Origin of the sequence: Streptomyces sp. NBC_00287, from assembly GCF_036173105.1 — a bacterium.
Classification (GTDB): domain Bacteria; phylum Actinomycetota; class Actinomycetes; order Streptomycetales; family Streptomycetaceae; genus Streptomyces.
On record NZ_CP108053.1, the window covers coordinates 2,728,060 to 2,740,546 of the forward strand.

The 12,487-nt window shown below is 71.1% G+C and carries 12 protein-coding genes; 9 read left to right on the forward strand and 3 right to left on the reverse strand.

All coding sequences use genetic code 11. The features are described 5' to 3' along the window. The first annotated feature begins 1 nt into the window (after position 1). The 4 genes from OHT76_RS12450 to OHT76_RS12465 all read left to right on the forward strand — a co-directional run bounded on the left by OHT76_RS12450 (position 2) and on the right by OHT76_RS12465 (position 4,671). On the forward strand, positions 2-1,024 hold the full coding sequence (locus tag OHT76_RS12450; protein ID WP_328870856.1) for an SDR family oxidoreductase: 1,023 nt from the start codon (positions 2-4) through the stop codon (positions 1,022-1,024). A gap of 52 nt (positions 1,025-1,076) precedes the next feature. Beyond that, on the forward strand, positions 1,077-2,330 hold the full coding sequence (locus OHT76_RS12455) for a sensor histidine kinase (RefSeq protein WP_328870857.1): 1,254 nt from the start codon (positions 1,077-1,079) through the stop codon (positions 2,328-2,330). Continuing rightward, positions 2,315-2,971 (forward strand): response regulator transcription factor, encoded by a 657-nt coding sequence (locus OHT76_RS12460; protein ID WP_328870858.1) that lies wholly within the window; start codon positions 2,315-2,317, stop codon positions 2,969-2,971. Before OHT76_RS12455 ends, OHT76_RS12460 begins: the two co-directional genes overlap by 16 nt. Positions 2,972-3,108: 137 nt before the next feature. Beyond that, on the forward strand, positions 3,109-4,671 hold the full coding sequence (locus OHT76_RS12465) for a DUF1996 domain-containing protein (RefSeq protein ID WP_328870859.1): 1,563 nt from the start codon (positions 3,109-3,111) through the stop codon (positions 4,669-4,671). Between the two features lie 54 nt (positions 4,672-4,725). Here the strand turns inward: OHT76_RS12465 and OHT76_RS12470 are convergent, their stop codons facing one another. Next, complete coding sequence (locus OHT76_RS12470) at positions 4,726-5,130, reverse strand: hypothetical protein (protein ID WP_328870860.1); 405 nt, start codon at positions 5,128-5,130, stop codon at positions 4,726-4,728. Between the two features lie 101 nt (positions 5,131-5,231). On the opposite strand from OHT76_RS12470, the gene OHT76_RS12475 reads away from it, so the two are divergent. The 5 genes from OHT76_RS12475 to OHT76_RS12495 all read left to right on the forward strand — a co-directional run bounded on the left by OHT76_RS12475 (position 5,232) and on the right by OHT76_RS12495 (position 10,476). Further along, positions 5,232-5,732 carry a tetratricopeptide repeat protein gene (locus OHT76_RS12475; protein ID WP_328870861.1) on the forward strand — a complete coding sequence of 167 codons (501 nt, stop codon included), beginning with the start codon at positions 5,232-5,234 and terminating at the stop codon, positions 5,730-5,732. A 49-nt stretch (positions 5,733-5,781) separates the two neighbouring features. Continuing rightward, positions 5,782-7,704 carry a hypothetical protein gene (locus OHT76_RS12480; RefSeq protein ID WP_328870862.1) on the forward strand — a complete coding sequence of 641 codons (1,923 nt, stop codon included), beginning with the start codon at positions 5,782-5,784 and terminating at the stop codon, positions 7,702-7,704. Between the two features lie 73 nt (positions 7,705-7,777). Further along, complete coding sequence (locus OHT76_RS12485) at positions 7,778-8,692, forward strand: metal-dependent hydrolase (RefSeq protein ID WP_328870863.1); 915 nt, start codon at positions 7,778-7,780, stop codon at positions 8,690-8,692. Then, positions 8,692-9,729 (forward strand): PDR/VanB family oxidoreductase, encoded by a 1,038-nt coding sequence (locus OHT76_RS12490; RefSeq protein ID WP_328870864.1) that lies wholly within the window; start codon positions 8,692-8,694, stop codon positions 9,727-9,729. Before OHT76_RS12485 ends, OHT76_RS12490 begins: the two co-directional genes overlap by 1 nt. A gap of 57 nt (positions 9,730-9,786) precedes the next feature. After that, positions 9,787-10,476, forward strand: a complete 690-nt coding sequence (locus tag OHT76_RS12495) for a TetR/AcrR family transcriptional regulator (RefSeq protein ID WP_328870865.1) — start codon at positions 9,787-9,789, stop codon at positions 10,474-10,476. On the opposite strand, the gene OHT76_RS12500 is transcribed toward OHT76_RS12495, so the two are convergent. Together OHT76_RS12500 and OHT76_RS12505 are read right to left on the reverse strand one after the other, a co-directional pair. Further along, positions 10,473-10,826 (reverse strand): 5-carboxymethyl-2-hydroxymuconate Delta-isomerase, encoded by a 354-nt coding sequence (locus tag OHT76_RS12500; RefSeq protein WP_328870866.1) that lies wholly within the window; start codon positions 10,824-10,826, stop codon positions 10,473-10,475. The genes OHT76_RS12495 and OHT76_RS12500 overlap by 4 nt on opposite strands. Before the next feature lie 36 nt (positions 10,827-10,862). Then, a complete protein-coding gene (locus OHT76_RS12505; protein WP_328870867.1) occupies positions 10,863-12,455 on the reverse strand; it encodes a fused response regulator/phosphatase in 1,593 nt (530 codons plus the stop codon). Positions 12,456-12,487 lie beyond the last annotated feature (32 nt).

Consider the following 12,487-nt stretch of genomic DNA (forward strand, 5'->3'; position numbering starts at 1 on the left):
CATGAGACTTCTGGTGCTGGGTGGTACGGAGTTCGTGGGGCGGGCCGTGGTCGAGGCGGCGGTCGGGCGGGGGTGGGACGTGACCGTCTTCCACCGGGGGCGGCACGAGGCCCCGGCCGGGGTGCGGGCCTTGCACGGCGACCGCACCACCGAGGACGGGCTCGCCGCGCTGGAGGGGGGCGGGGAATGGGACGTCGTGGTCGACACCTGGTCCTCGGCGCCCCGCGCGGTGCGGGACACGGCACGGCTGCTGAAGGACCGCGTCGGGCGGTATGTGTACGTGTCGAGCTGCTCGGTGTACGACTGGGCCCCGCCCGCCGGATACACCGAGGACGCGCCACTGGTGACGGGCGCATCGCCGGACGCCGAGCAGACCGCGTACCCCCAGGACAAGCGGGGCGCCGAACTGGCGGTGCTGGACACCTTCGGGGCCGACCGCTCGGTGCTGGCGCGGGCGGGGCTGATCATCGGGCCGTACGAGAACGTCGGCCGGCTGCCCTGGTGGCTGAACCGTATGGCCAAGGGCGGCCCGGTGCTGGCGCCCGGCCCGCGGGAGCTGCCGATCCAGTACATCGACGCCCGTGACCTCGCCGACTGGATCCTCGGCGCCGCGGAGCGGGAGTTGAGCGGACCGTACAACCTGATCGGCCCCTCGGAACACGCCACGATGGGCACGCTGCTCGACGCGTGCGCCGAGGTCACCGGCGGAGCTGCCGAACTGCGCTGGACCGAGCCGGAGGTGATCCTGGAGGCCGGGATCGAACCCTGGACCCAGCTGCCCGTGTGGGTGCCGCCGGGCAGCGATATGCACGACGCGTTGCACAGCGCCGACGTCTCGCGGGCGGTGGAGACGGGGCTGGTCTGCCGCCCGGTCGAGGAGACCGTCGCCGACACCTGGAGCTGGCTGCAAGGCCTCGACGGTACGGCGCCGCAGCGCGCGGACCGGACGGCGAAGGGGCTCGACCCGGAGGTGGAGGCGAAGGTGCTGGCGTCGGCCGGGGGTGTATCTGACACCACCCTCTGAGCGGGGGCCTCGGCCCCGTGACCCGCTCCCCCGGCTCGTCCAGACTTGCGGCATGACGACCACAGAGACGAAGAGCAGGGCCCGGGGCATGGTGCGCGCGGCGCTGCGCGGACTGGGACTCTCGCTGGTGCTGCTGCCGGGGGCGGTGCTCTGTTACACGCTCACCCTGGTGTCCATCGCCCTGATTCCGATCGGCGTCGGCCTGGTGACAACGCCGTGGGTGCTCACGGGCGTACGGGCGTTCGCGGACTGGCGGAGGGTCCTCGCCGCCGAGTGGGGCGGGGTGCGGATCCCCTCGGCGTACCGGCCGATACCCGAGGACGCCAACCCCTGGGCGCGCACCGTCGGGATGCTGAGCGACCCGGCGACCTGGCGGGACCTGCGGTGGCTGCCGGTGGACATGACGGCGGGTTATCTCACCGCGCTGCTGCCGGCCGTGCTGGTGCTGTACCCGCTGGAGGGGTTCGCGCTGGCGATCGGCTTGTGGCGGGTCTTCCCGGACGGGTACTGGTACGGCTTCGTGCCGGTCAGCGATCAGACGTCCGCGTTCGGCGCCGCCGCCCTGGCCGCCGTTCTCCTCTTCGTCGCCCACCGGTACGCCGTGGACGCCTTCCAGCTCCACTTCCGGCTGACCCGGGCGGTCCTCACGCCCAGTCAGGCCGAACTCGCCGAACGGGTAAGGGTGTTGACGGAGACCCGGCGGGACGCCGTGGACACCTCCGCCGCCGAACTGCGTCGGATCGAGCGGGATCTGCACGACGGGGCGCAGGCCCGGCTGGTCGCGATGGGGATGGATCTCAACACCATCGAGATGCTGATCGAGAAGGACCCTGAGCAGGCCAAGCAGCTCATCGCGCACGCCCGCAAGTCCTCCGTCGACGCGCTCGCGGAGCTGCGTGACCTGGTGCGCGGGATTCATCCTCCGGTGCTCGCCGAGCGCGGACTGGGGGACGGCGTACGGGCGTTGGCGCTGCGTCTGCCGATCGCCACCGAGGTGACGGTGGAGCTGGAGGGGCGCGCCGAGGCGCCGGTGGAGTCGGCCGCGTACTTCGCCGTCAGCGAGGTCCTCACCAACGCCGTGAAGCACTCGGGCGCCGACCGGATCTGGGTCGATGTGCATCACAGTGACGGCATGCTGCGGGCGACCGTCACCGACAACGGCAAGGGCGGCGCGGCCATCGGCGCCGGATCGGGGCTGGCCGGGGTGGAGCGCCGACTGGGTACATTCGACGGCGTCCTGGCCGTCAGCAGCCCCGCGGGCGGTCCCACCATGGTCACCATGGAGATCCCTTGCGCGTTGTCCTAGCCGAAGACCTGTTCCTGCTGCGCGACGGACTCGTCCGGCTCCTCGAGGCCTACGACTTCGAGATCGCGGCGGCCGTCGAGACCGGCCCCGAGCTGGAGCAGGCGCTGGCCGAACTGGAGCCGGACGTCGCCGTGGTGGACGTACGGCTCCCGCCCACCCACACCGACGAGGGCCTGCAGTGCGCGCTGCGGGCCCGCCGCGCGAGACCCGGCCTTCCGGTGCTGGTGCTCTCGCAGCACGTGGAGCAGCTCTACGCCCGTGAACTGCTCGCCGACGGCGACGGCGGGGTCGGCTATCTGCTCAAGGACCGGGTGTTCGACGCGGAGCAGTTCGTGGACGCCGTACGGCGGGTGGCGGCCGGGGGCACCGCGATGGACCCGCAGGTGATCCAGCAGCTGCTGACCCGGCGGGCGGCGGACGACCGGCGGCCGCTGGACCGGCTCACCCCGCGGGAGCGGGAGGTGCTGGAGCTGATGGCACAGGGACGGTCCAACGCGGCCATCGCCGCCCAGCTCGTCGTCACAGAACGGGCCATCGCCAAACACACCTCCAACATCTTCGCCAAACTGGCCCTGGAGGTCTCGGACGACGACAATCGCCGCGTCCTGGCGGTTCTCGCCTATCTGGACCAAGGGCGCTGAAATGACAAGCGCCGAACGGCAGTTGCCGTGAAATTTCTGAGACTGCTGAACACCCGTGGGACTCCGTCCGTATGGGAGGGAGCCGCTTCACTCCTGTCGGGCGCCTCGCTGCCCCGCAAGGAAGTCAGAGGAGTTCCATGGGACGCAACACACGAAAACGCCGTACGCCGCTGGCCACCAAGGCCATAGCCGCATCGGCGGCCCTAGCGCTCGGTGGGGGCGGGCTGATCTGGGCAAACTTCTACGCATCCGCGCACGAATCGGGCACGGATCAGAATCAGACGAGGGCCGCCGCGGCGCAGATCGCGACGATCCAGTGCCCGGACGTCGGCCAGAAGATCACCGACGTACCGGACGGCGCCCGCTCGGGGGTCGACACCGAGCTGGCGAACCTCGACAAGCAGATCACCGAGGCCTACGCCCGGCTCGCGTCGACGCGCCAGGCACAGTCCGGTGACTCGGGATTCGTCCAGAACGCGATCCTCGGCCCGCTGAAGGACAAGCGGACCGCGGCGATCGACCGGATCCAGATCAACATCAAGCGGGCCGGGGGCAGCGGGCAGGACACGCTGGACCAGCTCGCGCCGTGCTCGGGTGTCCCCGCCGAGCAGCCGCAGACCAATGACGGCGAGGCGGGCCAGGACCAGAACGGTGATGGTCAGGACCAGGGCGACGGTCAGGACCAAGGCCAGGACCAGGGCGACGGCCAGGATCAGGGCCAGGACCAGGGTGACGGCCAGGACCAGGGCAACGGCGGGCAGGCCGGCAACGGCCCGAGCGCCGACGACTTCGTCGACATCACCCAGGTGCAGGCGAACGCCCAGAAGGGCGTGGGCGCCAACGGTCTCCCCGCGAACGGCAGGTCCGGTTCGAGGGGCAGCTTCACCACCAAGTGCGGCACCAACAGCAACGACAACCACAACACGGACAACGTGATCGTGGCCCCGGGTGTCAGCAACGGCGCGCACCACCTGCACGACTACGTCGGCAACCAGAACAACGACGCCTTCGCAAGCGACGAGGACCTGGCGAACGCCGACACCACCTGTCAGAACCAGGGCGACAAGTCCTCGTACTTCTGGCCGGTGCTGCGTCTGCAGGACGGTACGCAGGACTTCGACCAGAACAACGCCGGCGGTGGCACCGAAGGCAACGTGGGCAAGATCCTCGAGCCCACGGTGGCCCAGCTGAAGTTCGTCGGCAACAAGCGGGGTCCGGTCGTCGCGATGCCGACGGCGCTGCGCATCATCACCGGCGACGCCAAGGCCTTCGTCAACGGCAATGCCAACGCCAATGTGAACTGGAGCTGCACCGGCTTCGAGAACCAGGTGCAGCTGAAGGACAAGTATCCGATCTGCCCCGAGGGCAGTGACGTGGTCCGCACGACCAACTTCCAGAGCTGCTGGGACGGCCAGAACATCGACAGCGCCAACCACCGCACCCACGTGGCGTTCGTCCAGGCCGACGGCTCTTGTGCGGGCGGCTTCCAGGCGATCCCCCAGCTCCAGGTCCGTCTGGTCTACGACGTTCCCGCCCCGACCATCGAGAACGGTCAGGTCGTGAACCCGTACGCGGTGGACACCTTCCCGGAGCAGCTGCACAAGCCGATCACCGACCACAACGACTTCATCAACTTCTTCGACACGAACCTGATGAACAAGATGGTCAACTGCATCAACAACGGCCAGCGTTGCCGGTGACGGAATGAGAAGGCCGGCGGTGAGAATCTCTCACCGTCGGCCTTCTGCGTGTGCTCAGTGCTCCGAGTGCTGCCCGCCCGAGTGGTCCATGCCCTCCTCGAGGTCCCCGCCGAGCGTCTTCCGCAGCGCGGTCAGCGTGCTGGTCTCGTCGCCCACGGCCACCCATTTGCGGCCGACCAGGTAGTGACCGCCGTAGTCCTTCGCCCCGTTGATCCACTCGCGCTGGCCGCGGTCGGTGGCGAAGGTGGCGAGGATGAACTTGCCGTCGCTGTCCTTGCAGATGGCCTGGCGGATGTCGTCGGCGTCGATCTGGATGTCCGGCGCGCACTTCACCTCGGCGGCCAACTGCTCCAGACTGCCGCTCGCCGTCTCCGGCACGGCCTTCTCGTCACCGCCGGAGCCACACCCCGCGATCATCAGCACCGCCACCGCCGCGAGCATCGGTCGGGTCACCTTCATCAGTTCCTCCATACAGGGGCCTCCCCGTGGATACGGCTCCCGCGCGTGGAGCGCTCAAAATACCGGTGCCCGGGTGCAGGCCCGCGTGCGAGAGTGCTGCGGTGGACCAAGACTGGGAAGACCGTGTCACCGCCGCCTGGGCGAGCTTCGACGACTGCACCGAGGACGAAGCCGCCGACTTCCGGGCCGTGATCGACACCCTCGTCGCCGAACTTCCGGACGACAGCCCGCTCGGCCCCTTCGAGCGGGCCTGCGCCTGGGACTCCACGGGCCACTCCGACAAGGCGGTGCCGCTGTACCGGGAGGCTCTGGAGCGGGGCCTGAGCGGCTACAAGGGCCGCCGGGCGAAGATCCAGCTGTCCAGCTCGCTGCGGAACATCGGGCAGGCGGAGGAGGGCGTCAAGCTGTTGACGCCGGAACTGGACGCGCCGTCGGACGAGTTGGACGACGCGGTACGCGCCACTCTCGCCCTCTGCCTCTCCAGCCTCGGCCGGGACCGCGAGGGCCTCTCGCTGGTGCTGGGTGCGTTGGCGCCCCATCTGCCGCGTTACCAGCGCTCTATGGCGAACTACGCGCGGGCCCTCGTAGAGCCGGGCGACTGAGTCACCCGGGTGGCGGTGACCAACCAACGGTTCGCTCGTTTGGCTGGACGTGCAGTCACAGGATGTCGCCCCGCGCCCCGCAGCCGCCTCCGCCACCGACCCCGTCGTCGACGTCGAACAGGCCGAGGCCGCGCTAGTCGAGCACTACCCCCGGCTGGTCCGGCTCGCCTACCTGGTCCTGCCGCCGGGCCTCGGCCGCAACCGGCGCGTCCTGACCGCCCACGCCCTCACCCAGCGCGCCCTGCCCCGGGGCCGGACGTCCACATCGGTGATCCCGGCGCAGTCGACGGGCCGCGAGGGCGACCCCGGGTACGCCTTTGTCCGCCTTCAGGTGGTGCGTACGGCGCTGGAGGCGGGCCTGCCGCTGACCCGGAAGGCCTGGCCCAAGCGGTCCCAACTCCCGCCGCTGCTCCCCCAGGTGTGGGGCCTGAGGCTCTTCCCCCGCTCCGGCGGCGCCGACGAACTCGCCCTCGACCAGCAGCTCTCGGCACTCTCCGGCCCGGCCCGCGCGGCCTACGTCCTGCGCGGCCTGGAGAAGCTCCCCGACGGCGACGTGCGCAAGTTGCTGACGGCGGCCGGGGTCGAGGACACAGACGCGGCACTCGATGAAGCGGACACCGTGCCCGCGCGGTATCCGCTTCTCGACTCCCCTGAGTTCGACCCCTGTTCGCTCCAGGCCCGGCCCACCGATCTGATGCGGCGCAGGCAGCACATGAAGGCCGCGCTGGTCGCCGGGGCGGCGCTCGTGGTGTGCGGGGCGCTGCTCGGGCTGCCTGGCGAGGGCTGGGCCCCCGACGGCGCGGCGGCTCCGTCGTACGCGCAGAATCCGGCCGCCCAAGCCGCTCTCGACCCGAGCCGGCTGCTGAAGGTCCCCCCGGCCGCCTGGCAGTCCGCGTCCCGCTCGGACTTCTCCGTCTGGTCGGCGCGCGGTGAACTCACCGGCGACCGGGACCTGTTGCGCCGTGCCCTCGCCGTCTGGGCCCGCCCCGGCGAGACGGTCCGCGTCTCCGCCACCCCCGGCACCCCGTCCGGCGGCCCCGCGGGCCCGCCCCAGCTCCTGTACGCGGGCGCCGTCGACAACGCGCGCGTGGTGATCCTCTACGACGGACTGCGCATCGCCCGCTACGCCGAGCCGAAGGACGGCACGGCCGGTGCCGCCATGGACTTCGCCCGGGTCGACGGCGCGACCGGCGCCGAGGCGAACGCCGTGGTGCTGGGGCGGGCCGACGGCAACGTCCGCTATCTGATGGCGCCGTGGGTGAAGAAGGCCGCCGAGCGGGACCTGCTGAAGCCCGGCTCCGGGGCGATGGCGCTCACGCTGACCGACGGGGTGACCTCACCGCTGGCCAGCCCGGCCGCGCAGGAGTCGAGCTGCACGTCCTGGAACGTCCTTCAGGTGACCGACGGCCAGGGCACCCGCCTGATGTCGGACCTCGGCGAACTGGTCCCGGCACGGCTGACCACCGGCCGCCCGGGCTCCGTCAAGGACGCCTCCGGCGCCGAGGAACTGCGCAGCTGGGCGCCGTACGCCTGCTCGCTCTCCGCGGTGCGGGTGCAGGGGGTGCGGACGGTGAACGCCTGGGAGTACGCGCAGCAGCCGCTGCCGGAGGCGGGCGGCACGGCCGACTGGGTGTGCACCCGCGCCGAGACCTGGCGGGGCGGCGGCACGCGCGTGCTGGCCCAGTTCCACACGCCGGGCGGGACGTACGGGGCGGTGGCGGCGAAGGCCGAGAACGTCCCGGCGTGCGGGCCGCGTGATCCGCATGTGCTGGCCGGGGTGCTGTGGAAGTCGCAGGGCGGGTCCTGGTATCTGCTGGCGGCGGGGAGCCGGGACACCGAGTCCATCCGGACGACGGGCGGGGTGAGCGCCTCGGCCGAGGGCGGCCTGCTGGCGGCGAAGACCGAGCAAGGGGCGCAGGCCGAGCTGAAGGGCACGTTGGAGAACGGGCGGGCGATCAGCGGACTGAGGTGAGGTCCGCGGAAGGGCGGAAGAACCTCGCGCACAGGGGGTTCTCCTCCGACTTACTCATCAGTACATTGACGCCATGTCTAACAAGCAGGCCTGGGTGCCCCTACCCGACGAGGACGAGCGGATACCGCTCAAGGCGCGCAAGGTGTCCTTCTCGTGGGAGGACACCCCGTTGCACTGGGTGCCGGGTGACCCCTTCACCACGCACACCATCAATGTGCTGCATCTGCTGCTGCCCGCCGGTGAGCGGTGGTTCGTGCATGTGTACAAGCAGGTGCTGCCGTACATCCGGGACGAGCGGCTGCGTGAGGACGTCATCGGGTTCATCGGCCAAGAGGCGATGCACTCCCAGGCCCATGACGAGGTCCTGCCGCATCTGAAGGAGCTCGGGCTCGATCCGACGCCGTACACCGCACAGGTCGACTGGTTCTTCGAGAAGCTGCTCGGGGACCGGACACTGCCGCCGGGCCGGGCGCGGCGCTGGTGGCTGATGGAGCGGGTGGCGCTGATCGCGGCCATCGAGCACTACACCGCCTTCCTCGGCAACTGGGTGCTGAACGCCGACGAGTTGGACCGGCGCGGCGCCGATCCCACCATGCTGGATCTGCTGCGCTGGCACGGCGCCGAGGAGGTCGAGCACCGGTCCGTGGCCTTCGAGCTGTTCATGCATGTCGACGGCAGCTATCGGCGGCGGGTGCGGACCTGGGCGATCTCGTTCGGGGCGCTGGTGTTCCTGTGGCAGCGCGGGGCCCGTTTCTTCATGGAGAACGACCCGACGCTGCTCGACGGCAAGGCGTCCTTCCGCGCCTTCTATGTGCGGGGCCGGCGGGGTGTGCTGCCGACGGCCGGGGACATGTTCCGCTCCATCCCCCGCTATCTGAGCCGTGAGTACCACCCCTCCCAGGAGGGCTCCACCGAGCAGGCCGTCGCCTACCTGGCCTCCTCCCCCGCAGCCGTCGCCGCGGAAGTCGCGCAGAAGGGGGCCAAGTGATGCCGAGGCTCACAACGGTCGCCGTCGTCGCGGGCGCCGCCCTCCTCGCCCGGCGGGCCATGCGCCGCCGCATCCAGACCTCCCCGCTGTGGCCGATGCCGGCCCTGGACGAGCCGATCTCCGGGCGGCCCCGGTCCCGGGCGCTGCGGCTGCTGGTCACCGCGCACGAGAAGGTGGCCGACGGAGTCGTAAGGCTGCGCCTCGAAGGGCATGACCTGCCGCGCTGGGAGCCCGGCGCGCATCTGGATCTGGTGTTGCCGTCGGGGCTGGTCCGGCAGTACTCGCTGTGCGGGGACCCGGAGGACACCTCGTCGTACACCGTCGCCACCCGGCTCGTCGAGGACGGGCGGGGCGGTTCGCGCGAGGTGCACGAGCAGGTGCAGGAGGGTCTGGAGCTGGAGGTGCGGGGGCCGCGGAACCGCTTCCCGCTCGTCCAGGCGCAGTCGTACGTCTTCGTCGCCGGGGGCATCGGGATCACGCCGATCCTGCCGATGCTGCGGGCGCTGCCGGAGGGCACCGACTGGCGGCTGCTGTACTGCGGGCGGACGCGGGCGTCGATGCCGTTCCTGGAGGAGATCGAGAAGCTGCACGGCAACGTCACCGTGGTCCCCGAGGACGAATCCGGACTGCCGGACCTGGACGCGCTGTTCACAGACTCGCCCGAGGACGCCGCCGTCTACTGCTGCGGACCCGAAGGGCTCATGGCCGCCGTCGAGGCGCGCGTCCCGCAGGTCCACCTGGAGCGGTTCGCGCCCCGCACCTCCACCGAGGGCAACCGCTCCTTCGAGGTCGAACTCCGTCGCAGCGGGCGGGTGTTGACGGTCCCGGCGGACTCGACCGTGCTGGCCGCCGTACGCAAGGAGCTGCCCGACACCCTGTACTCCTGCGAGCAGGGTTTCTGTGGGACCTGCCAACAGCGCGTGCTGGAGGGCGAGGTGGACCACCGGGACGAGCTGCTCACGGACGCGGAGCGTGACGACTCGATGCTCATCTGTGTGTCGCGGGCACGCGGTGAGCGTCTGGCGCTGGACATGTGAACACCCTTGGCCGGTGCGGCTCGTTCGAGGGCCGAATTCGATCGGTAAGGTGTTCGTATGACTACCGGGGTACGCCGCAGAATGGGCGTCGAGGAGCGACGGCAGCAGCTGATCGGCGTCGCCCTCGAACTCTTCAGCCGCCGCTCGCCCGACGAGGTCTCCATCGATGAGATAGCGTCGGCCGCGGGCATCTCCCGTCCGCTGGTCTACCACTACTTCCCCGGCAAACTCAGCCTGTACGAGGCCGCGTTGAAGCGGGCCTCGGACGATCTGGCGTCCCGGTTCGTGGAGCCGCAGGACGGTCCGCTGGGCGCGCGGCTGCTGCGGGTGATGCGCCGCTACTTCGACTTCGTCGACGAGCACGGCCCCGGTTTCTCGGCGCTGATGCGCGGCGGCCCGGCGGTCGGCTCCTCCACCACGAACGCGCTCATCGACTCCGTACGGCAGGCCGCGTACGTCCAGATCCTGTCGCATCTGCGGGTGGAGGACCCGCCCGCGCGGCTGGAACTGGTCATCCGCTCCTGGATCTCGCTCGCCGAGTCGACGGCGCTGATCTGGCTGGACGGCCGGCGCATTCCGCGCGCCGAGCTGGAGGTCCAGCTGGTGCACGACTTCGCCGCGCTGGCCGCCATCAGCGCCGCCTACGACGAGGAGATGACGGCCCTGCTGCGCCGCATGCTCCGGGACGAGCCGGCCGACGGCCCGTTCAGCGACCTGGTCGCCCGGCTGATCGTGCTGGCGTCCTAGATCTCGGCCTTGCGGTAGGACGGGTCGAGGTCGCGGACCTCGGCGGACAGGTGCAGTTTCAGCCCGTCCACCGGCTCGACGAACTTCAGCAGCAGCTCCAGTACCGCCTCGGTGAGTCGCGCCTTCGTCTCGTCGGTGCGTCCGGCGAGCAGGGCGAGGGTGACCTGCACGATGGCGTGGCCCTCGGCCTCGGCGCCGACCGCCTCGTCCCCGGTGCGCAGCACCCGCGTCTTGCACGCCTCGAGACGCGCGGCCGCCGTCTCGACGACCACTGGGTGCAGCGCGGTCGCGAAGGCCGCCCAGTCGACGTGGTCGAGCTTCGGGGAGCGTTCGACGGTGATCTGCGGCATGGGGGCACTCCAGTTCTACTTCTGCGGCAACACGGCTCACCCTAGTCGCAGCGCCAGCATGGCGATGTCGTCCTCCCGTTCATGGCCGAAGCAGCCCAGGAGGGTGTCGCACAGGGAGGCGAGACCCGGTGGTGCCGCGGAGGCGGCCGTGCGGAGTTGGTCCATGGATACGGCGAGGTCGACGCCGCGGGTCTCGATCAGACCGTCGGTGACCATGAGGAGGCGGTCGGCGGGGGTCAGGGTGACCTCGGTCGGCTCGGGGCGGTCCAGGCCCAGGCCCAGCAGCGGGCCGCACACCTTCACATAGCCGGCGTCGCCGCCCTCGCGCACGATCAGCGGTGGTATGTGGCCCGCGTTGGCGATCCGGGTGTACCCGGTTGCGGGGTCGGCGAGGACGAGGCAGACGGTCGCCGTGACGTCGGGGTGGTAGTGCTGGAGCATCCGGTCGAGCCGCTCGGCCAGCACCCGGGGGTCGCCGTCCTCCACGCAGTAGGCGCGCAGCGCGTGCCGGATCTCGACCATCACGGTGGCCGCCTCCAGCGAGTGCCCGACGACATCCCCGACCGCGGTGAGAAAGCCGCTCGGGGTGCTCAGGGCCGCGTAGAAGTCGCCGCCGATCTCGGTCTCCCGGGACGCGGGCACATACCGCACGACGAGGTCGACGCCGGGCAGCCGGGGCAGCCGCCGCGGCTCGGGCAGGAAGCTGCGCTGGAGGGTGAGCGCGATATGCCGCTCCGCCCGGTACATGAACAGCGGTTCGGCGGCGAAGGCGGTGGCCTGGGCGAGCCGCAGCAGGGACACGTCGTCCAGCGGTGACCGCCGCGCCGGTGTGGCGATGCAGACCGGTGTCCGTCCCTCCTGGGTGAACGCCAGTACCAGCCGGGCGTCGTCCTGCCGTCCGGCCCGGAAGAACCCGGCGGGCCACAGCGGCGCGGGTACGACGGTGCTGTGCACCCCGATCCGCCCCTTGGCGATCCGGGTGATCAGCCGGGCCACCGCCTCGTGCGCACTGGCGTCCGGCTTCGCGAGCCGGCTCCTGGAGGTGGCCGAGTCCATCTCACCGTCCGGTCCGAGCACGAAGACCACGACGGCGGTCCCGGTCAGCCGGGCCGCGCCCTCGGCGGCCGCGTCGGCCAGCTCCCGCGGACAGCGGGCGGCCTGCACGGTGACGATCGCCTCGGACAGCAGGGTCAGCCGGTGCGCGAGCAGTTCGAAGTCACCGCGCCTGCGCGCCCCGCGCACGGCCGCCCGGACGACGGCCTGGATCTCCTGGGGCTCGGCCGGCACGGTCAGATAGGCGTCACCGCCCGCGTCCAGACCCATGCACCGCTCGCGCGGGCCGAGCGCGGCGGCGGAGAAGTGGACCACGGGCAGCGCCGTCGTGGAGGGCCGGGCCCGCACCCGGCGGCACAGCTCGAAGCCGCTCATGTCCGGCAGTCCGACGTCCACGAGAGCGACGTCGGGCAGGGCCCCGTCGTGCAGCCTCGCGTCGAGTTCGACGAGCGCCTCGCCGCCGCTCGCCACGGGCACCACGCGGTGTCCGGCGCGGCGCAGCACGGCGCCCATGGCGTACCGGTTCGCCGCCACGTCGTCCACGACCAGCACGGTGGTCGGGTCGTTACCGTCCATCTCCAACAGCCCTCAGGGCGAGGAAAAGGGTG